The following is a 20,122-nucleotide window of genomic DNA, read 5'->3' as shown; positions in this document are numbered from 1 at the left end:
CAGGCGGCTGCCACGGGCTGCGGCGGAGAGGAGCCATGATGGCGGAGCAGACCACGGCAGAGCAGGGTTTGCGGATCGGATGGATCGGCGCCGGACGGATGGGCGCCCAGCTGGTGACCCGTCTGCTGAAAGCGGGATACGACGTCGCCGTGTACAACCGCACCGCCGCGAAGGCGCAGCCGCTGGTCGAGCAGGGGGCGACGCTCGTGTCGACCCCCGTGGAGCTCGCCGACCGCGACGTCGTGTGCGTCATGGTGTCGGCCGACGCGGATCTCGAGCAGGTGCTCACGGGGGAGGGCGGTCTGCTCACGGGCACGTCCGCGCCGCGGTGCATCGCCGACTCCTCCACCGTCTCGACCGGCGTCAGCGAGCGGATGCGGGCGGCGGCCGAGGAGAAGGGTGCCGCCTTCCTCGCGACCCCGGTGAGCGGCAACCCGTCGGTCATCGCGGCGGGCAAGCTCACGGTGGCGGCGTCGGGGCCGCGCGAGGCGTTCGATCGCGTGGAGCCCGTGCTCGCGACCTATGGACGTGGTGTCACCTATGTCGGCGAGGGCGAGGTCGCGCGGCTGGTGAAGATCGCTCACAACGTGATGCTGGGCGTCGTGACGCAGACCCTCGCCGAGGTCACCGTGCTCGTCGAGAAGGGCGGCGTGCGCCGCGCCGACTTCCTCGCCTTCCTCAACGACTCGGTCATGGGATCGGTGTTCACGCGCTACAAGACCCCCGCGTTCGTGAACCTCGACTTCACGCCCACGTTCACGAACGTGCTGCTGCAGAAGGACTTCGACCTGGGGCTGACCGAGGGCAAGCGGCTGGGCGTTCCTCTGCCGGTCACGTCTGTGACGCGCAACATCGTGGCGCAGGAGGTCGGCAGCGGCAACGTCGAGCTGGACTTCGCGTCGCTGCTGCTCACGGTTGCGCGCGGCGCGGGCCTGGACATCCGCAGCGAGAACGCCGAGGTCGGCGACGGCCTCGAGCCGGAGTCGGCGTGACCGGCCACGCACATGACCGTCCCTCGTCGCGGCGCTTCGAGCGCCCGTCGCAGCGCCCTCCCGGCGTGCCGCCGCTCGCAGCGCCGGGGCAGATGGGCGTCGACTACGAGCACCGGGTCGACTTCGACCGCCTGCGGCGCTATCGGGTCGCCCGCGCGCTGGACGCGCTCGAGGGCAGCGAGTGCGGGGCGTTCCTGCTCTTCGACTTCTACAACATCCGGTACGTGACCCAGACGTGGATCGGCGGCGCGCTCGGCGACAAGATGATCCGGTATGCGCTGCTGATGCGCGGGCGCGAACCGATCCTGTGGGACTTCGGCTCGGCCGTGCGCCACCACCAGCGCTACAGCGACTGGATGCCCGAGGAGAACCACCGCCCCGGGTTCCTCGGGTTCCGGGGGGCCGTCGACCCCGACGGCGCCGGCCTGATGCGCGACGCCGTGTCCGAGCTCCGCTCCATCCTGGCCGAGAACGGTCTGGCCGGCGCCCCGCTCGGGATCGACATCGTCGAGCCGCCATTCCTGTTCGAGCTGCAGCGGCAGGGGATCACGGTCGTGGACGCGCAGCAGCGCATGCTCGACGCGCGCGTGATCAAGAACGTCGACGAGATCATGCTGCTCAACCAGGCGGCCGCGATGGTCGACGGCGTCTACCAGACGATCGCCGAGACGCTGAAGCCCGGGGTGCGCGAGAACGAGATCGTGGCGCTCGCGAACGCGCGGCTCTATGAGTACGGCTCCGACCAGGTGGAGGCCATCAACGCGATCTCGGGGGAGCGCTGCAACCCGCACCCGCACAACTTCACGGATCGCATCATCCGTCCCGGCGATCAGGCGTTCTTCGACATCATCCACTCCTACAACGGCTACCGCACGTGCTACTACCGCACGTTCGGCGTGGGGTGGGCGACCGAGAGCCAGCAGGACGCCTACAAGCAGGCGCGCGAGTGGATGGACGCCGCGCTCGACGCCATCCGGCCCGGTGTCGGCAGCGATCAGGTCGCCGCCGTGCTGCCCAGGGCCCAGGAGTTCGGCTTCGACAGCGAGCTCGCGGCGTTCGGCCTGCAGTTCGCGCACGGGCTCGGCCTGGGCCTGCACGAGCGGCCCATCATCTCGCGCCTCAACTCCATGAAGGACCCCGTCGAGATCCGGCCCGGCATGGTGTTCGCCATGGAGACCTACTGTCCCGCATCCGACGGCATCTCCGCGGCGCGGATCGAGGAGGAGGTCGTCGTCACCGACTACGGCATCGAGATCCTGACGAAGTTCCCCGCGCAGGAGCTGCCCATCGCGGCGCAGTACTGACACCGGCCCCGCGCGCTCGCCGCGCATCGGCTCTCACACCAGATCGCGCCAATCGGGTTCGGGAGAGACGGCGTTGGGAGCCGTGATCGCCTCGGTGAGGGGGCCCATGATCGTCGCCTCGTCGCGGCGGTGGCTGAGCACGTCGCGGATGTAGCTGGTCAGCACCTCGGCGACGGGCACGGATGCCCCGCGCTGCTCCTGCAGGAACCACCGGTGCTCGAGCACCTGGTGGTACACCTCGGCCGGTTCGAGCTTGGTGCGCAGCTCGAACGGGATCGCACGCACGACGGGCTCGAAGGCCTGCGTGAGCCACTCGTGCGCCGCCAGCTCCTCTTCCTCCTCCGGCCGTCCCGTGCGCACCCGGAACTCGTCGAGGTCGTTCAGCAGCCGACGCGCCTGGTTCTCCTCGACGTCGAGCCCCGTGAGCCGGATGAGCCGACGCGTGTGGTGCCCCGCGTCGACGACCTTGGGCTGGATCGACACGCGCGTTCCCGACTCCTCCGTCTCGATGGACATCTCGTCGATGTCGAAGCCCAGGGCATTGAGGTGGCGCACGCGCTCCGTGATGCGCCACGCCTCGCTGGCCGAGAAGGTCTCCTGCTCGTGCAGCGCGCGCCACAGCCCGCGGTACGCCGACACGATGCCGTCGGCGACGGCGACCGGATCCACGCCCTCCACCCGGCCGCTCGCGGCGAGATCGAGGATCTCGCCCGCGATGTTGGTGCGCGCGAGATCGAGGTCGTGGGCGCGCTGGCCGTCTGTCAGGCCGTTCTCATGCAGCTCGCCCGTCTCCGCGTCCACGAGGTACGCCGCGAACGCGCCGGCGTCACGGCGGAACAGGGTGTTCGAGAGCGACACGTCGCCCCAGTAGAACCCGACGTTGTGCAGCCGCACGAGCAGCAGCGCCAGCGCGTCCACGAGGCGGGTGGCGGTGTCGGGCCGCAGCGCATGCGTGAACAGCGCGCGGTACGGCAGCGAGAACTTCAGGTGGGCGGTGACGAGCGCGGCCGGCAGTGGGGCGCCATCCGGGGCCTGACGCCCCGCGATCACGGCGACGCGGCGCACGCAGGGCACGTCGAGCCTGGCGAGCGCGCCGAGCATCTCGTACTCGCGCTGCGCCATCTCGGCCGTCGTCTCCTTGACGGCGACGACCTGCCCCGACAGCTCGCTGAACCGCACGACGTGGCGCGAGATGCCCTTCGGCAGCTTGACGATCCATTGCGCCGGCCAGTCCTCGAGCCGCGTCGCCCAGGGGAGGGTCAGCAGCTGCGGATCGAACTCGGCCGCGGTGATGCGGAGGGAGTCAGGCATGTCGCTCCAGGATCTGGCGAATGCGGACGGCGCGGGCAGATCCTGCGATCCGCCCGCGCCGTCTGAAAGCGGGGTCAGACCGCCTGCGTCACGGCCTCCGTGACGCGGGCGCCCGTCTCGATGTCGAACACGTGCACGTGGTGCGGCACGGCGGCCAGCGTGACGGTCTCGCCGGCGTTCGGGTGCACGCGGCCGTCGACGCGGGCGACGACGTCGGTGCGCACGCCCTCGATGTCCGAGTGGCCGTAGAGGTAGCCGTCGGCGCCCAGCTCCTCGACCAGGTCGACGACGACCGTCAGGCCCTCGCCGTCGGAGGGGCCGACGGTGATGTCCTCGGGGCGCACGCCGATCGTGGCCTGGCGGCCCGAGATCTTGGCGAGGGCCGAGGCCTCGACGGGAACGACCTTCGTGCCGAACTTGATGCCGCCGTCCGTCACGTCGGCGGGGAACAGGTTCATGGCCGGCGAGCCGATGAAGCCGGCGACGAACACGTTGTTCGGCTTCTCGTACAGGTCGCGCGGGGTGCCGACCTGCTGCAGGATGCCGTCCTTCAGCACGGCGATGCGGTCGCCCATGGTGAGCGCCTCGGTCTGGTCGTGCGTGACGTAGACGGTCGTGACGCCCAGGCGGCGCTGCAGCGAGGCGATCTGCGTGCGGGTCTGCACGCGCAGCTTGGCGTCGAGGTTCGACAGCGGCTCGTCCATGAGGAACACCTGCGGCTCGCGCACGATGGCGCGGCCCATAGCGACGCGCTGGCGCTGACCGCCCGAGAGCGCCTTCGGCTTGCGGCCGAGGAACGGCTCGAGGTCGAGCAGCTTGGCGGCCTCGAGCACGCGCTTGGCGCGCTCGTCCTTGCTGACGCCGGCGATCTTGAGGGCGAAGCCCATGTTCTCGGCGACGGTCATGTGGGGGTACAGCGCGTAGTTCTGGAACACCATCGCGATGTCACGGTCCTTCGGCGGCACGTCGGTGACGTCGCGGTCGCCGATCAAGATGCGACCGTCGTTGACCTCTTCGAGGCCCGCGAGCATGCGCAGCGAGGTGGACTTGCCGCAGCCCGAGGGGCCGACCAGCACGAGGAACTCGCCATCGCCGATCTCGAGGTCGAGCTTGTCGACCGCAGGGCGGGTGCCGCCCGGGTAGACGCGGGTGGCGCTGTCGAAAGTGACCGATGCCATGATTTCTCCTTCACCGGCAGGTACGTGCCGGACGATCCGTAGTGAATGGATGCGACAGCCCCGATCGCTCGGGTGTACGCCGCCGCAGACCCGCCATTGGGTCGGGATCAGTATGGCACGGCGGCCCACCGCCGCGTCGGCCCGGGCGTGTCGTGTGCCCCGCGCGGCCGCCATCCCGCGCCCTGTCTGATTTCTCCCAGCCGCGGTGATTAGCATCGAGGGCGTTGTGGCCGTGTTCCGCGGCCCTCGAGATCCACGTTCCAAGAGGTTGCATGTCGAGCGACGAGACGGGCCAGGCGCCCGAGGCGCGCGGCCGTCGTGAGGCGGTGCGCGAGAAGGCCCAGCAGGTCAAGGCGCGTCAGACGCGCAATCGCGTGCTGCGGCGTTCGGCCATCGTCTTCCTCGTGATCGCGGTCGTCGCGGCGATCGCCTACGCGGTCACGAGCGTCGTCGTGCCGGCGATGTCCAAGCCCATGCTTGACCCCGCGGGGCTCACGGACGACGGTGTCGTCGTCGACGAGACCATGGTGCAGCAGACGGAGGCGCCGGATGAGAGCGCCGAAGCCGAGGAGAAGCCCGCGCCCGAGGAGACCCCCTCCGAGGCGCCGATCCAGATCCACGTCTACGTCGACTACCTGTCGCAGGCGGCCGGCCAGTTCCAGCGCGTCAACGCCGCGCAGCTGACGGAATGGGTCGACCAGGGCGCCGTCGAGGTCGTGTACCACCCGGTCGCGATGCTCACCTCGAAGTCGAACGGCACCAAGTACTCGCAGCGCGCCGCCGGCGCCGCCGCGTGCGTGTTCGATCATGCGCCCGAGGCGTTCACCGCGTTCAACCACGAGCTGCTGACCAATCAGCCGCAGCCGGACAGCGACGGCTACACCGACGCGGAGCTCGCCGACCGTGCGATCGCCACGGGCGCGGATGACACCAAGGCCGTGCGCGCGTGCATCGAGAACGAGGACTACTTCGCCTGGGCCCGGGCCGCCACCGAGCGCGCCCTGAACGAGCCCCTGCCCGGCACGGACGGCATCGAGCTGACGGGCGTGCCCATGGTGCTCGTCAACGGCGAGCCGTATGTCGGCGCGCTCGACAAGCCCGAGGAGTTCGCGGCGTTCCTGCTCACGGTCGACAGCCAGGCCTACCTGAAGACCGCGAAGCCCGAGGACGACTCCGAGGGCGAGTGATCGGCCGCTCGGCCTTGGTCGGTATGCTCGACTGGTCCTGACGCGCTCCGCGCGGACATCGGCCGGCTTAGCTCAGTTGGTAGAGCACCTGTCTTGTAAACAGGGGGTCGTGGGTTCGAGCCCCGCAGCCGGCACCACCTCTTCTCGGGCGTCCCTTCTCCGGACGTCCCTTCTCCGGGGACCTCGCTTCTCGGTGACGCCTCGTCAGGCCGACATCGTCACGCCGACTGGCCGTGACGTGCGGCGTACACGCGGAGGATCTCGTCGGTCGTGCGTGCCGGCAGGGCGAACTCGGTGCACAGCTCGCGGGCGAAGTCGTCCACCGCTGCGTCGAGCACCGCGCCGGCGGTGCGCACAGACGCGTCGCCCGAGGAGGCCGCCTGGGCGCTCAGCCGGCGGGCGAAGGGCAGCATGGCCGGCAGAGAGATCTCGCGGTCGCCCTCCGAGAAGAAGTAGCTCTCCGAGCTCTGCGTCAGATCCAGGCGCACCTGGGCGAGGTCGGCGGCAAGGCTGTGCAGCGTGGTCGCGGCGACCGTCGCATCTCCGTGATGCAGTCCGTCCGCGAAGCCGGCGCGTTCGAGCAGCGCCAGCCGCAGTGCCAGGGCCCGCCGCCGGCGGAGGCCGGGGTACAGCTCCATGAACCATGACACCGCCGCTGTGAGCAGCGCGAATCCGATGATCGACTCCAGCGGATTGAGGAAGCGCACCCACGGCGACGAACCGGCGACGTCTCCGAGCCCCAGCGTCGAGAGGCTCACGGCTGAGAAGTACAGCGCCTCCAGCACATCCGGGTAGTCCTCCGGATGCAGCCCGGGCGAATAGCTGAAGCCATCGGGAACATCGGGCAGATAGATCAGCGCCCATCCCACGATCTGCAGGCACGCCCACAGGAGGATGACCGCCACGACACCGAAGGGCCCCGCCAGCACGAGGCCGGGCCGCCCGAACCCGGCGCATGCCCGCCAGACCCCGCGGGCCACGAGGCGAGTGAGCCGTCCGCGACCGACCGGATGCAGGAGCGTGCGGAACACCTCCGACAAGCCGACCGCGACGAGCGCGAAGCCGCAGAAAGCCCAGATCCACATCACGAGCTCGATGCCGCTATCGAAGGATGCGCTGCGCCGGAGGGATGTCCCGGCGTCACCGGCTGCCGAGAGGTCACTGAGCGTCTCAGCCGTCGCCCGGGGCGGGAGTCTCCACGATCGCGTCGTCGCCCTCGTCGGCGGCCTCCTCCTCGGCCTGTTCCTCGGCGGCCTTCTCGGCCTCCTCCTGGGCCTTGCGCTGCTCCTCCTCGGCCTTCCTCTGCGCTTCCTCTTCCGCCTTGCGCTGCTCCTCGGCGGCCTTGCGCGCTTCCTGATCGGCCTTGCGCTGCTCTTCCTCGGCCTTCTTGCGCTGCTCCTCGGCCTTCTTCTGCGCGTCCTTCTGCGCGTCCTCATCGGGCGCCACGGGAGCAGGGGCATCGTCCTGGGCGGGCGCGTCGGCCGGGCCGGCAGGCGCGACCGACGGGCTCGGGCTCTCGGTCGGCTCAGTGACCGGCGCGACGGTGCGGGTGGGGTCGGGGGTGCCGCCCTCGCCGAGCGCCCACGCGCCGAGCGAGGCCGCCGCGACGGCGGCGAGAGCGCCGGTCGTGAGCAGCACGCCGCGGCGGCGACGGCGGTCGGACCCGCCCTTCCGCGGGCCTCCGGCGGCGACGTCGCCACCGGAGGATCCCGATCCGGTCCAGCCGGCGCCCGCCGCCGCTCCCGCAGCCGAGGCCGGAGCGAGCACCTGTGTGTCCGCCGCGGGAGCGCTCGAGGTCGCCCCGGCCGGCGCGTCCGCCGTCACGGCGTTCGGCGTGGTGCCTGGCAGGTCGAACACCTCGGTGGCCGCGTCGGCCGACGCGGCCCCGGCGCCCGCGCCGAGGGCGGCTCCGGCTCCGGCGGCCACGATCCCCGTCAGCGGCTGCGTCCGGTCATCCGGGGAAGCGGCAGCGGCGGCCCCGCGGAACCGGCCCGCGAGCGCCGACGTCTCGCCCGCGACCGCGGCCGCGGAGGGGCGCTCGGCGGGATCGGTCGCAGTCATCCGGCCCAGCAGCCCCGCCCATCCGGGCGGGACCGATGCCGGGATCACCGGTGCGGTGGTCTGGCGCGCGACAAGCGACGCGACGGGTGTGGTCTTGGGGAAGGCGGATGCGCCGGTCAGCGCCTCGAGCAGCACCAGGCCGAGCGCGTAGATGTCGGCCGCAGGCGTGGGCGCCTCGCCGCGGGCCTGCTCGGGAGCGATGTACGCCGCGGTGCCGACGACCATGCCCGGCGAGGTCACCCGGTCGCCGTCGAGCAGATACGCGATGCCGAAGTCCGCGAGCTTGGCGTGGAAGCGGCGGTCGGGCAGGTCGGTGGGAGAGAGCAGCACGTTCGACGGCTTGATGTCGCGGTGGACGATGCCGGCGCGGTGCGCCGCATGCAGGCCCTCCGCCAGCTCGGTGGCCAGCCCGGCGGTCTCTCCGGGAGCGAGCGGGCCCTCGCGCAGCACGTCGCCGAGCGTGGGGCCATCGACGTACTCCATCACCAGGTAATCGGGCTTGCCCGGCACCACGTGCGCGTCGAACAGGGTCACCAGCGCCGGGTGGCTCAGAGACGCGAGAACCGCCACCTCGCCGCGTGCGCGCTCGGCCGAGCCGCCGTCGACGTCGGCGTGCAGCATCTTGACCGCGACGATGCGGCCGAGCGTCACGTCCTCCGCGCGGTAGACACGGGACATGCCGCCCGCGCCCACGCATTCGATCAGGCGGTACCGGCCGTCGAGCAGCGCGGCGGTGGCGTCGGGGTCGGGGGTGGGTGCATCGGGGGTCATAGGCCCTCCATCGCTGGAGTCGGTCGGGTGCGAGTATGCCTCAGCGACCTGAGTTCGGCACTCGGGGTTGACAAGGCGCCCGTCGCGACCGGAGGCGGATGTCCCGCATCGGCCGGAGCGGCTCCGATCGCGCGGCGCCGAGCTGCTAGCGGCGCGAGCGCGGGTCGACAAGCCCCTCGTACCCTGCCGATGCGGGGCGCCAGGCTCGAACGAGAAGAGCCGGGCTCGTATCGGCTGAACAAGAGGAGGCGCAGGATGAGCGAGAGCACGCAGGATCAGCAGCCCGCCGACGACGAGACGATCGCGAAGGCCCAGGAGGCCAATCGGCTCGCGGCCCAGCACGGCGTGGCCGATCCGGGCGGCATTCCGCAGCCCGGCGACGCGGAGGATGCCCCGCCGGTCGACCGGCCCTCCGCTCCCGGGGCGTCGAGCACGGGGGCTGCGGGGGAGCCCCTGGACGAGAAGGCCGACGACGTGATCGAGGAGATCGGCCCCGCCCAATAGCGCCCGAGCGGGCGTCCGGAGCGCGCTCCCTGGCACTGGGCGGGAGGTGCCTCGCAGCGGAACCCGCCGACCGATAGTGTTCCGCGGGGCGCTGCGCGCGCACGCCCCGAAGGGAGCGGTCGTGAGCGTTGTCGAGCAGCGTGTTGTCGCGCGCAGGGGTCGCCCGGTCGCAACGCTGCTGGCCGCCCTCGCGCTCGTGGTCTCTCTGCTCGCGGCCGCCACGCCGGCGCAGGCGATCACCTGGGGTCCCAAGCTCTGCGACGGCTTCCGGGCATGCGCCGCGCAGGGCCGCAGCGACGCGGGCTACGAGGCCGTGTACCGGCAGTCGTTCTGGAACATGACCGCCGGACACAACTGCACGAACTACGTGGCGTATCGGATGCAGAAGGCGGGCATCGCCCGGTTCGTGCGCGCGGGCTACGGCTTCGCGTACCAGTGGGGCAGCGAGGCGAGGCGCGCGGGCCTGGTCGTCGACAAGGGAACACCCCGGGTGGGCGACGTCGCGTGGTGGGATCGCGACGCGATCGGCGGCAGCGGCCTGGGACACGTGGCCTACGTCGAATCGGTCGACGTCAAGGCCGGCACGTTCACCGTCTCGGAGGATAACTACAGCGCCGACTACGACTGGCGTGTCTATCGCATCAGCGAGGTGTCGGGGTTCATCCGGGTCGCGAAGCCGGCCCCGTCGGCCAAGACCCTGACGGCGCCGGTGCCGACGGTCGGCGGCACGGTGGCGGTGGGGGCGTCGCTCACCGCCAAGCCGGGCACGTGGGGTCCCGCGCCCGTCACGCTCGCGTACCAGTGGCTGCGCAACGGCGCCGCGATCACCGGGGCGACGACGCCGACCTACCGTGTGACCGTGGCGGATGGGGGTGCGAAGCTCGCGGTGCGCGTGACCGGCAGCAAGACGGGCTACACCACGGCGGCGAAGACCAGCACGGCCGTGACGGTGCCGCGCCCCGCCCTGACGGCGCCGGTGCCGACGGTCGGCGGCACGGTGGCGGTGGGTGCGTCGCTCACGGCCAAGCCGGGCACGTGGGGTCCCGCGCCCGTCACGCTCGCGTACCAGTGGCTGCGCAACGGCGCGGCGATCACCGGGGCGACGGCGCCGACCTACCGTGTGACCGTGGCGGATGGGGGTGCGAAGCTCGCGGTGCGCGTGACCGGCGGCAAGACGGGCTACACCACGGCGGCGAAGACCAGCACGGCTGTGACGGTGCCGCGCCCCGCCCTGACGGCGCCGGTGCCGACGGTCGGCGGCACGCTGCGGGTGGGCTCGACCCTCTCCGCGACCGCCGGGAAGTGGGCGCCGTCCGGCGTGGCCCTGACCTACCAGTGGCTGCGCAACGGCTCGCCGATCGCCGGGGCGACCGCTCGCACGTACCGGCTCACGCGCGCCGACGTCGGCAAGACGGTGACGGTGCGCGTCACAGGCACGCTCAAGGGGTATCCGACCACCGTGCGGATCAGTCGCGCGGCGGGTCCGGTCAAGCCGTAGCCCAGGGTCCTGCGCCGGCCGTCGCGCCCGGGCAGCCGCCGCAGGATTAGGCTGAACAGAGTGAGCGCCGCGTCCGACCCCCGTCCGGCCGCCGCGCCGCACCGCGGTCTGCTGCCCGTGCTGGGAGCCGTCGCTGTCGGCCTGCTGACGGCGATCCAGTCGCGCATCAACGGCGCCCTCGGCCGGGCCCTCGACGACGGGATCGTCGCGGCGGTGATCTCGTTCGGCTCCGGACTCGCGACCGTGGCGGTGCTCGTCGCCGTGCTGCCGTCAGGCCGCGCGGCCGTGGGCCGGCTGGCGCGCGGCGTGCGCGACCGATCCATCCCGTGGTGGCTGCTGATCGGCGGCGCGGCCGGCGCCCTGACGGTCGGATCGCAGGGCATCGTGGTCGGCGTGATCGGCACGGCGGCATTCACCGTCGGCGTCGTCGCGGGGCAGACCCTCAGCGGGCTCGTCCTCGACCGCATCGGGTACAGCCCGGCGGGTGTGACCGCCGTGACCGTGCGCCGCGTGGTGGGCGTGGCGCTCGCGCTGGGAGCGGTCGGCTTCTCGCTCACGGGCGGCACGCTGGGGCGGGTGCCCCTGTGGATGCTGCTGCTGCCGGTGGGCGTCGGCATCGGCCTGGCGTGGCAGCAGGCGACCAACGGCCGCTTGCAGCGCCGCACCGAGTCGGCCATGGCCGCGACGCTCGTGAACTTCGCGGTGGGCACGCTCGTGCTGGGGGCGACCGCGCTCATGCGGATGCCGCAGACGCACCTCGATCCGCTCCCGGCCGACCCGCTGCTCTACCTGGGCGGCGTGCTGGGCGTGGTCTACATCGCGCTGTCGGCCGCGATCGCGCCCCGCATCGGCGTGCTTCTGCTCTCGCTCGGGTCGGTGCTCGGCATGCTGGTCGGATCGTTCGTGCTCGACCTGCTGTGGCCGCCCGCCGTGCCGCCCTCTCCGCTGGCCTCGGGCATCACCGTGGCCATCGCGTGCGTGGGCGTCGCGATCGCCGTGTCGAGGCCTCGCGTCCGCTGAGCGAACGGGATCAGGGCTTCTTCGTCTTGCCCGCCGGCATGCGCGAGAGGTGGCGCTCGCCGTCCACGGTCTTGACGCGCAGTTCGCGCGAGCGCTCCGGCTTGCCGCCGACGTAGAGCCATCCGAGCAGCCGCTCGCCCTTCTTCAGCCCATGGGCCTTGGCCACGGGCTTCGACCGGGTGTATCCGCCGGTGCGCCAGAACACGCCCCAGCCGGCCTCATCGAGCAGCAGGCTCAGGGCGTGTGCGACGCCCGCCGCGGTGGCCTCCTGCTCCCACTCGGGCACCTTGCCGCTGCGCACGCTCGCGACGACGGCGATCAGCAGCGGCGCCCGCAGGGGCTTGGTCGAGACGCCCTTCTCGCCCTCGGCCTTCGCGATCGCCCGTCCGAGCGTGAGGCGGTCGTCGCCGCGCAGCTCGATCAGGCGCCACGGGCGCAGCTCCTTGTGATCGGCGACGCGTCCCGCGGCCGAGACGAGCTCCACGAGCTGCTCGTGCGTGGGAGCGTGGTCGGTGACCTTCGACAGCGAGCGGCGCGACCGCATCGCCTCGAGGGCGGTCACGCCGCCGAGTCCTCCCCGCCTGCCTCCGGGGTGAAGCTCAGCGAGAGCGAGTTCATGCAGTAGCGGTCGCCCGTGGGCGTGCCGAACCCGTCGGGGAAGACGTGGCCCAGGTGCGAGCCGCAGTTCGCGCAGCGCACCTCGGTGCGAACCATGCCGTGGCTGGTGTCCTCGAGCAGCTCGACCGCGTCGGGGCGCACCGACTCGTAGAAGCTCGGCCAGCCGCAGTGCGAGTCGAACTTCGTGCCGCTCTGGAACAGCTCTGCGCCGCAGGCGGCGCAGGTGTAGAGCCCGGCGCGCTCCTCATCCAGAAGCTCGCCGGTCCAGGGACGCTCGGTGCCGGCCTGACGCAGCACGGCGTACTGCTCAGGCGTGAGCTCGCTGCGCCACTCGTCCTCGGACTTGCTGACGTTGTACGACATGGATCCTCCCGGGGTTCGGATACCAGCGTACGACCGCGCCGGGGGAGCAGGGCCGGTGTGACGCCGGTGAGAATGGCAGGATGCAGCGCCCCCGCGATGAGAACGATCCCGCCGCCGTCGCCGAGCGGTTCGCGCGCTTCGCGCGCGACGAGGCGCCCGGGCGGTCGGACGTGTATGGCGCGTGGGCCGAGCGCGTGGCGGAGGAGCCTCTGCTGTGCGACATCCTCGCCCGCATCCCGGCCCAGCGCAGGCAGCCGCCGCTCGTGTTCGCCGTGACGCGGATGCTCGGCGCCGGCACCGGCGGGCCCGACGAGTGGGCCGCCTTCGTGCGCGCACACGCCGACGCGGTCGTCGCCGAGTGCGCGGCGCGCAGCCTGCAGACCAACGAACCGCTGCGGTGCGCGGCCCTGCTGCCGGCACTCAGCCGCGTTCAGGGCCCGATCGCCCTGCTCGAGCTGGGCGCATCGGGCGGCCTGTGCCTCTACCCGGATCGCTACACGTACCGGTTCGGCGATCAGCGGCTGGAGCCGGAGATCGGCTCGGGGGTCGTGCTCGACGTGCAGGTGCGCGGCGATCGGATGCCGCCGCTCGCGCTGCCCGAGGTCGTGTGGCGTGCCGGCATAGACCTGCACCCCCTCGACGCGAGGGATCCGGCCGACCGTGCCTGGCTCGAGGGGCTGGTCTGGCCCGAGGAGCGCGAGCGCGCGGCGCGCATCGCCGCCGCGCTGGAGGTCGTCGCGGCCGACCCGCCGCTGCTCGTGACCGGCGACGCGGCGGACCTCGGGCTCGTGCGAGAGGTGGCGGCACAGGCTCCGGAGGCGGCGACGCTCGTCGTGACGACGCCCGGCGTGCTGCCGTACGTGCCCCGCGCGCGCCGCGACGCGCTCATCGCCGCGCTGCGGGCGCCCGGCGGCGTGCGCCCTGCTTCGGCTGCCGCAGCGGGCGTGCGGTGGATCACGCTCGACCAGCCCGCGCTGCACGACGCGTGGATGCCGCCCATCGAGCCGGATGCCTGGCCGGGCGGCTTCGCACTGGCGCTCGGCGGCGACGTGCTGGCGGCGGCCGACCCGCTGGGCGCGTGGATCGAATGGCGCGCATGACCGCCCGCCGCTGAGGCCGGCCGGAGACCGGTGCGCCTCACCGGCCGGGGCGAGGTCCGCGCCTACGGTGGGAGCATGCTCTCCGATCGCGCCGGACTCTCCGATCGAGACCGCGCCATCCTGGCCTTCGAGGCGCGGTGGCCCCGCCACGGTGGCGCCAAGGAGGAGGCGATCCGATCGCAGCTCGAGATGGCGCCCGCTCGGTACTACCAGCTGCTGGGCCGCCTGATCGACTCCGGTGACGCTCTCGCGGCCGAGCCGATGCTGATCGGCCGGCTTCGTCGACAGCGCGACGCGCGCGATGCGGCCCGCTCCCGCATCGCGGGCTGAGCGTCCCGGGCGGCAGGCGCCGTCCACGGGATCACCAGACGCCCGCGGGTACCATCGGGATGTGCCGACCACGTACCCCCGGGACCGCTTCGACGACGTCCCCCGACAGGCCGAGCGCGTCGGCGCTCACCGCGCCGAGCAGCCGCGCATGTCGCGCGGCGTGGCGTTCCTCTGGGCCGCGCTCGCCACGGTCGTGCTGACGATCGCGGGCATCATCGGCTTCCTGGTGCTGTCGCAGCGGGTCGACGCTCCCGCCCCGCCGGAGGCCACTCCGACCGTCGCCCCGGTGATCGACACCACCTACACGGTCCTGGTGCTGAACGGCACCGCCACCCCCGGCACCGCGGAGGCGGTGGCGCAGCAGCTCGTCGCCGCCGGATGGACCGAGGACATGGCGCTGCCGAGCGAGTCGTCGGCGACCGACTTCCCGACCACGACCGTGTACTACGCGTCGCCCGAGGAGGAGGCCGCGGCACGGGGCGTGGCGCAGGCGATCGGCGGGGCGCAGGTCGAGCAGAGCGACCAGTACGCGGCCGACCCGGAGTCCGAGGTCAAGGAGCTCACGGTGGTCGTCGGCCTCGACCGTGTTTCGGCCGGGTAAACACTTCGATGCGGGCGTGTCAAAACCGCCCGGAAGCCGCTCGAGGCGCGAAAACACGCGGATACGATTCCCCCATATCCGCCCCCCGCACCAGGAGAGTTTTCGCATGACCCAGGGCACCGTCAAGTGGTTCAACGCCGAGAAGGGCTACGGGTTCATCACCGTCGCCGACGGCAGCCAGGACGTCTTCGTCCACTACTCGAACATCGAGATGAGCGGCTTCCGTCTGCTGGAAGAGGGGCAGTCCGTCGAGTTCACTGTCGGCACCGGCCAGAAGGGCCCGCAGGCCGAGGCCGTGCGCCCGGTATGACGCGTCGCTTCGGCGACCAGGAGCTCCCAGACAGCGCCCCGCGGCTTCGGCCGCGGGGCGCTTCTCGTGCCGGCCGGACCGCGGAGCCGGTACCGGATGACGCGCGTGTCCGCGGCGCTTGCACTCGATGGGGGTGAGTGCCAGAATCGTCCTAGCACTCGCGCAACATGAGTGCTAAAGACCACACGCCTACGTCCGGGAGGGACGACACCAACATGGCAAAGATGATCGCTTTCGACGAGGAGGCCCGTCGCGGCCTCGAGCGCGGCCTCAACACGCTGGCCGACGCCGTCAAGGTGACGCTCGGCCCGCGCGGTCGCAACGTCGTGCTCGAGAAGAAGTGGGGCGCCCCCACGATCACGAACGACGGCGTCTCGATCGCCAAGGAGATCGAGCTCGACGACCCGTACGAGAAGATCGGCGCGGAGCTCGTCAAGGAGGTCGCCAAGAAGACCGACGACGTCGCCGGTGACGGCACCACCACCGCGACCGTCCTCGCTCAGGCTCTCGTGCGCGAGGGTCTCCGCAACGTCGCGGCCGGCGCCGACCCCATCAGCCTCAAGCGCGGCATCGAGAAGGCCGTCAAGGCGCTCTCGGACGAGCTGCTCGCGCAGGCCAAGGAGGTCGAGTCGAAGGAGCAGATCGCCGCGACCGCCTCGATCTCGGCCGCCGACCCGGCCATCGGTGAGCTCATCGCCGAGGCCATCGACAAGGTGGGCAAGGAGGGCGTCGTCACGGTCGAGGAGTCGAACACGTTCGGCACCGAGCTCGAGCTCACCGAGGGCATGCGCTTCGACAAGGGCTACCTGAACCCCTACTTCGTCACGGACCCGGAGCGCCAGGAGGCCGTCTTCGAGGACCCGTACATCCTGATCGCGAACCAGAAGATCTCGAACATCAAGGACCTTCTGCCTGTCGTCGACAAGGTGATCCAGGCGGGCAAGGAGCTCGTCATCATCGCCGAGGACGTCGAGGGCGAGGCGCTCGCGACGCTCGTGCTCAACAAGATCCGCGGCATCTTCAAGTCGGTGGCCGTCAAGGCCCCGGGCTTCGGCGACCGCCGCAAGGCGCAGCTGCAGGACATCGCGATCCTCACGGGCGGCCAGGTCATCACCGAGGAGGTCGGCCTCAAGCTGGAGAACACCGACCTCGAGCTGCTCGGCCGCGCTCGCAAGGTCATCGTCACCAAGGACGAGACGACCATCGTCGAGGGCGCCGGTGACGCGGAGCAGATCGAGGGTCGCGTGACCCAGATCCGCCGCGAGATCGAGAACACCGACAGCGACTACGACCGCGAGAAGCTGCAGGAGCGCCTCGCCAAGCTCGCCGGCGGCGTGGCCGTCATCAAGGCGGGCGCGGCCACCGAGGTCGAGCTCAAGGAGCGCAAGCACCGCATCGAGGACGCCGTCCGCAACGCGAAGGCCGCCGTCGAGGAGGGCATCGTCGCCGGTGGTGGCGTGGCCCTGATCCAGGCCGGCAAGACCGCGTTCGAGGGCCTGGAGCTCGTGGGCGACGAGGCGACCGGTGCGAACATCGTCAAGGTCGCCATCGAGGCCCCGCTGAAGCAGATCGCTCTCAACGCCGGTCTCGAGCCGGGCGTCGTCGCCAACAAGGTCGCGGACCTCGAGGTCGGTCACGGCCTCAACGCCGCCACCGGCGAGTACGGCGACCTGTTCGCGCAGGGCATCATCGACCCGGCCAAGGTGACCCGCTCGGCGCTGCAGAACGCCGCGTCGATCGCCGGTCTGTTCCTCACGACCGAGGCCGTCGTCGCCGACAAGCCCGAGAAGGCCGCCGCCCCTGCCGGTGGCGACCCGACGGGTGGCATGGACTTCTGATCCCCTGAAGTCCCTCACGCGGACGAGCCCCCTCCTTCGGGAGGGGGCTCGTCCCGTTTCCGGCGGTCCTCGTCAGCGGAACATGCCGGCCGTCAGGCGCTCGGCCTCGGCGTACTGCGCGCCCGCGGCGCCCAACGCTCGTCCCAGGCCGTCGAGGGCCTGCTCGACGGCCTGCTGGGCCGCCTTCCACTGCGCCAGGCTGGCCTGGAACGCGCCGGCGCCGCCGCCTGTCCAGCTCGCCTCCAGCTGCGCCAACTGGCCGGTCAGCGTCGCGGTCTCGAGGCGCAGGCGCTCGGCGGTCGCGAGGGCTTGCCCGTTCGCGGAGAGAACGGCATCGGTGTCAACGGAGAAGATCGCCACGGGGTGCTCCCTGGTGTCGGACGGATGGATGCCCTCACGCTAGGGAGCGCGCAGGCCGTTCCGCGGCGAAGTGCGCCCCATCGGGATGGCGGCGCTCCGATCCGGCGGCTGTGGACGGCAGACGCGTCAGGCTGGCCGGCCGCCACGACCCACCCGCGGCACCGGCCGGGTGTGCGCCAGGGCGAGCTCTTCGTCCGGCCGCGGCGCGAGGGGGAACGCCACGCGGAACGTCGCGCCGCCGCCGGGGGTGTCGAGCACCCGCACCGTGCCGTGAAGCGCCTCGACGATCGAGGCGACGATCGCGAGGCCCAGGCCGCTGCCGCCGGTCTCGCGGGCGCGCGAGGTGTCGGCGCGCCAGAAGCGCTCGAAGATCTGGTCGCGGATGGCCTCCGGCACGCCCTCGCCATGATCGACCACGGCGATCCAGCCCATCCCGGCCGAGACGTCCACGCCGACCTCGATCTCGATCGGCGAGCCCTCAGGGCTGAACCGGCGGGCGTTGCCCAGAAGGTTGGTCACGACCTGCCGCACGCGGTGCTCATCGCCCAGCACCACGGGCGGCACCGCCACGGGTCGCAGAGACTGCGGCACCGAGAAGTCGAGCGGCGGCACGGCCGACCCGTCGCCCTCCGCCACGGGCATCTCGCCAGGCTGCTCGCCCGCTGCACGGGGGCGACGTCGCAGCAGCGACGACAGGCCCTCCGTGGCGGCGCTCAGCGTGAGGCCCCGCCGGCGCCGGGCCTCCGACGCCTCGGCGGTCTCCGTCTCCTCCTCAGGCTCGCCGTCGCGCGGGAGCGCGATGGGCCCGGTGAGCGCCTCGATCGTGGTGTCGATCACGGTGACGGCGCGCGAGGGCTCGGCCGCGCGCACGTCGAGCGCGGCATCCCGAGCGAGCGGGCGCAGGTCGATCGGCTGGATGTCGAGCTCGCGCTTCTCGTCGAGGCGCGCGAGGGCGAGAAGGTCCTCGACGAGCACGCCCATCCGGATCGCCTCCTTCTCGATGCGCTCCATCGCGCGCGCCGTGTCATCCGGCCCCTGGATGGCGCCCATCCGGTAGAGCTCGGCGTAGCCGCGCACGCTCACGAGCGGGGTGCGCAGCTCGTGGCTCGCGTCGCCCACGAAGCGACGCATCTGCCGCACCGTCGCGTCGCGCTCGGCGATCGCGGCGTCGATGCGGTCGAGCATCGTGTTGATGGCCGCCTTGAGACGCCCGATCTCGGTGCTCGGCTCGATGTCGGTGAGGCGCTGGCTGAAGTCGCCGGAGGCGATCGACATGGCCGTGGTCTCCACCTGTCCGAAGCGGCGGAACGTCAGCGTCACGGCCCATCGAGTGAGCAGCGCCCCGCCGATGATCGTCACGAGCGCGACCAGGAAGAAGATGCCGATGTACGTTCCGACCACGCGTTCGACCTCGGTGAGCGGACGGGCCACCATCTGCGTGAAGATGCGGTTGCTGCCGGGGAACTGCACCACGGCGAACGACGCGTGGAAGTCGGTGCGCTCGCCCGTGGTGTCGGGCAGCTGGATGATCGAGCCCTGGCGCGAGTAGGCGTAGTCGGTGCCGAACTCGGCCGGGAACAGGGGGCGGGCCTGCCGCGGATCCAGTCCCCCCGCGCTCGAGAGCAGCGAGCCGTCGGGGCCGTAGATCGCCACGAAGTAGTCGGTGCGCGGGGCACCCGCCTTGGCCGTGAACGTGGGACCCCGCTCGCCGTTCGCCGAGATGTTGAACAGCTGCTCGCCCACGGCCGTGCTGGCGAGCTGGGTGAGCGACGAGTTGATGTTGTTCAGCAGCGCGGTGCGCAGGATGGGCACGGTGCCGACGCCCGCGGCGATGAGGCCGAGCGCGAGCACGGTCACCGTGACGCCGGTGACCTTCGCTCGCAGGCTGATCCGCCGCCACCACGAGGTGACCGCGTCGATCTTGTTCGCCAGGACGTGCCTCTTTCGCCGTTGGTGTCCGCGTCGTCTCCGCGCGGACGGGTGCGCCGCGGGGCGCGGCGGGCTCAGCCCGCCTTGTCGACCTTGAGCATGTAGCCGAAGCCGCGCTTGGTCTGGATGAGCGACTCCGACGCGTGCGGATCGATCTTGCGGCGCAGGTACGAGATGTAGCTCTCGACGATGCCGGCGTCGCCGTTGAAGTCGTACTCCCACACGTGATCGAGGATCTGCGCCTTCGACAGCACGCGGTTCGGGTTGAGCATCAGGTAGCGCAGCAGCTTGAACTCGGTGGGGCTGAGATCGATCTGCGCGTCGCCGACGAACACGTCGTGCGTGTCCTGATCCATGGTCAGCTCGCCGGCGCGGATGACCTGTTCCTCCTCGTCGCTCTGCATCGTGCGGCGCAGGATGGCCTGGATGCGGGCCACGATCTCGTCGAGGCTGAAGGGCTTCGTGACGTAGTCGTCGCCGCCGACGTTGAGGCCCTTGATCTTGTCCTCGGTCTCGTCCTTCGCGGTGAGGAACAGGATCGGGGCGGTGTAGCCCGCGTCGCGGAGACGCTTGGTGACGCTGAACCCGTTCATGTCGGGCAGCATCACGTCGAGCACGATCAGATCGGGCTCCTCCTCCAGCACGGCCGAGATGCTCTGTGCGCCGTTCGCGACGGTCTTCACCTGGAAGCCCGCGAAGCGGAGGCTCTGCGAGAGCAGGTCGCGGATGTTGGGCTCGTCGTCGACGACCAGGATGCGCGGTGCGGTCATGCGCCCATTATGTCGGTGCGACCCATGATCCGGCTCGATTCCGCGCAGGATCGGCCGAAAGCGAACATGCGGAGTAT

General features: G+C 71.6%; 20 protein-coding genes and 1 tRNA gene. 12 read left to right on the top strand and 9 right to left on the bottom strand.

Annotation, left to right across the window (positions count from 1 at the left end):
- Positions 1 to 38: 38 nt before the first annotated feature.
- Both ABTW64_RS02790 and ABTW64_RS02785 read left to right on the top strand, forming a co-directional pair.
- Positions 39 to 992: an NAD(P)-dependent oxidoreductase gene (locus ABTW64_RS02790; RefSeq protein ID WP_350618963.1), complete on the top strand. Its 954-nt coding sequence runs from the start codon at positions 39 to 41 to the stop codon at positions 990 to 992.
- Complete coding sequence (locus tag ABTW64_RS02785) at positions 989 to 2,296, top strand: M24 family metallopeptidase (protein WP_350618961.1); 1,308 nt, start codon at positions 989 to 991, stop codon at positions 2,294 to 2,296. Before ABTW64_RS02790 ends, ABTW64_RS02785 begins: the two co-directional genes overlap by 4 nt.
- A 33-nt stretch (positions 2,297 to 2,329) precedes the next feature.
- Here ABTW64_RS02785 and ABTW64_RS02780 read toward each other — a convergent pair whose 3' ends face one another.
- Positions 2,330 to 3,607: a DUF4032 domain-containing protein gene (locus ABTW64_RS02780; protein WP_350618959.1), complete on the bottom strand. Its 1,278-nt coding sequence runs from the start codon at positions 3,605 to 3,607 to the stop codon at positions 2,330 to 2,332.
- A gap of 74 nt (positions 3,608 to 3,681) precedes the next feature.
- Entirely contained in the window at positions 3,682 to 4,785 is a 1,104-nt protein-coding gene (locus ABTW64_RS02775; protein WP_350618957.1) for an ABC transporter ATP-binding protein, read from the bottom strand.
- 272 nt (positions 4,786 to 5,057) lie between these two features.
- Here ABTW64_RS02775 and ABTW64_RS02770 point away from each other — a divergent pair, with 272 nt between their 5' ends.
- Both ABTW64_RS02770 and ABTW64_RS02765 read left to right on the top strand, forming a co-directional pair.
- Positions 5,058 to 5,972 carry a DsbA family protein gene (locus tag ABTW64_RS02770; protein ID WP_350618955.1) on the top strand — a complete coding sequence of 305 codons (915 nt, stop codon included), beginning with the start codon at positions 5,058 to 5,060 and terminating at the stop codon, positions 5,970 to 5,972.
- Between the two features lie 61 nt (positions 5,973 to 6,033).
- Positions 6,034 to 6,109: transfer RNA gene (locus tag ABTW64_RS02765), tRNA-Thr, on the top strand.
- A gap of 81 nt (positions 6,110 to 6,190) precedes the next feature.
- Here ABTW64_RS02765 and ABTW64_RS02760 read toward each other — a convergent pair.
- A complete protein-coding gene (locus ABTW64_RS02760; RefSeq protein WP_350618953.1) occupies positions 6,191 to 7,057 on the bottom strand; it encodes a potassium channel family protein in 867 nt (288 codons plus the stop codon).
- A gap of 85 nt (positions 7,058 to 7,142) precedes the next feature.
- Positions 7,143 to 8,804: a serine/threonine-protein kinase gene (locus tag ABTW64_RS02755; RefSeq protein ID WP_350618951.1), complete on the bottom strand. Its 1,662-nt coding sequence runs from the start codon at positions 8,802 to 8,804 to the stop codon at positions 7,143 to 7,145.
- 255 nt (positions 8,805 to 9,059) lie between these two features.
- On the opposite strand from ABTW64_RS02755, the gene ABTW64_RS02750 reads away from it, so the two are divergent.
- The 3 genes from ABTW64_RS02750 (at position 9,060) to ABTW64_RS02740 (ending at position 11,826) form a co-directional block, all read left to right on the top strand.
- Positions 9,060 to 9,308 (top strand): hypothetical protein, encoded by a 249-nt coding sequence (locus ABTW64_RS02750; RefSeq protein ID WP_350618949.1) that lies wholly within the window; start codon positions 9,060 to 9,062, stop codon positions 9,306 to 9,308.
- Positions 9,309 to 9,429: 121 nt separating this feature from the next.
- Entirely contained in the window at positions 9,430 to 10,806 is a 1,377-nt protein-coding gene (locus tag ABTW64_RS02745) for a CHAP domain-containing protein (protein ID WP_350618947.1), read from the top strand.
- A 60-nt stretch (positions 10,807 to 10,866) separates the two neighbouring features.
- Complete coding sequence (locus tag ABTW64_RS02740) at positions 10,867 to 11,826, top strand: DMT family transporter (protein ID WP_350618945.1); 960 nt, start codon at positions 10,867 to 10,869, stop codon at positions 11,824 to 11,826.
- Positions 11,827 to 11,836: 10 nt separating this feature from the next.
- Here the strand turns inward: ABTW64_RS02740 and ABTW64_RS02735 are convergent, their stop codons facing one another.
- Entirely contained in the window at positions 11,837 to 12,370 is a 534-nt protein-coding gene (locus ABTW64_RS02735; RefSeq protein ID WP_350619705.1) for a nitroreductase family protein, read from the bottom strand.
- A 14-nt stretch (positions 12,371 to 12,384) separates the two neighbouring features.
- Positions 12,385 to 12,807 (bottom strand): peptide-methionine (R)-S-oxide reductase MsrB, encoded by a 423-nt coding sequence (msrB, locus tag ABTW64_RS02730; protein ID WP_350618943.1) that lies wholly within the window; start codon positions 12,805 to 12,807, stop codon positions 12,385 to 12,387.
- Between the two features lie 80 nt (positions 12,808 to 12,887).
- Here msrB and ABTW64_RS02725 point away from each other — a divergent pair, with 80 nt between their 5' ends.
- The 5 genes from ABTW64_RS02725 to groL all read left to right on the top strand — a co-directional run bounded on the left by ABTW64_RS02725 (position 12,888) and on the right by groL (position 16,986).
- A complete protein-coding gene (locus ABTW64_RS02725; protein ID WP_350618941.1) occupies positions 12,888 to 13,907 on the top strand; it encodes a DUF2332 family protein in 1,020 nt (339 codons plus the stop codon).
- 75 nt (positions 13,908 to 13,982) lie between these two features.
- Positions 13,983 to 14,237 (top strand): DUF3263 domain-containing protein, encoded by a 255-nt coding sequence (locus tag ABTW64_RS02720; RefSeq protein WP_350618939.1) that lies wholly within the window; start codon positions 13,983 to 13,985, stop codon positions 14,235 to 14,237.
- Positions 14,238 to 14,298: 61 nt separating this feature from the next.
- On the top strand, positions 14,299 to 14,838 hold the full coding sequence (locus ABTW64_RS02715; RefSeq protein ID WP_350618937.1) for a LytR C-terminal domain-containing protein: 540 nt from the start codon (positions 14,299 to 14,301) through the stop codon (positions 14,836 to 14,838).
- Between the two features lie 106 nt (positions 14,839 to 14,944).
- Positions 14,945 to 15,148 carry a cold-shock protein gene (locus ABTW64_RS02710; protein ID WP_350618935.1) on the top strand — a complete coding sequence of 68 codons (204 nt, stop codon included), beginning with the start codon at positions 14,945 to 14,947 and terminating at the stop codon, positions 15,146 to 15,148.
- 215 nt (positions 15,149 to 15,363) lie between these two features.
- A complete protein-coding gene (gene groL, locus ABTW64_RS02705; RefSeq protein ID WP_350618933.1) occupies positions 15,364 to 16,986 on the top strand; it encodes a chaperonin GroEL in 1,623 nt (540 codons plus the stop codon).
- Between the two features lie 72 nt (positions 16,987 to 17,058).
- On the opposite strand, the gene ABTW64_RS02700 is transcribed toward groL, so the two are convergent.
- The 3 genes from ABTW64_RS02700 to ABTW64_RS02690 all read right to left on the bottom strand — a co-directional run bounded on the left by ABTW64_RS02700 (position 17,059) and on the right by ABTW64_RS02690 (position 20,045).
- Positions 17,059 to 17,346 carry a WXG100 family type VII secretion target gene (locus tag ABTW64_RS02700; RefSeq protein WP_350618931.1) on the bottom strand — a complete coding sequence of 96 codons (288 nt, stop codon included), beginning with the start codon at positions 17,344 to 17,346 and terminating at the stop codon, positions 17,059 to 17,061.
- A 126-nt stretch (positions 17,347 to 17,472) separates the two neighbouring features.
- On the bottom strand, positions 17,473 to 19,203 hold the full coding sequence (locus ABTW64_RS02695; protein WP_350618929.1) for a sensor histidine kinase: 1,731 nt from the start codon (positions 19,201 to 19,203) through the stop codon (positions 17,473 to 17,475).
- A 146-nt stretch (positions 19,204 to 19,349) separates the two neighbouring features.
- Entirely contained in the window at positions 19,350 to 20,045 is a 696-nt protein-coding gene (locus ABTW64_RS02690; protein WP_350618927.1) for a response regulator transcription factor, read from the bottom strand.
- Between the last annotated feature and the right edge of the window lie 77 nt (positions 20,046 to 20,122).

It is taken from the genome of Microbacterium sp. NPDC096154, assembly GCF_040302945.1.
Taxonomy (GTDB): Bacteria; Actinomycetota; Actinomycetes; order Actinomycetales; family Microbacteriaceae; genus Microbacterium.
The sequence above is the reverse complement of the archived record's forward strand: the minus strand, read 5'-3'. Positions and strand labels throughout refer to the sequence as shown.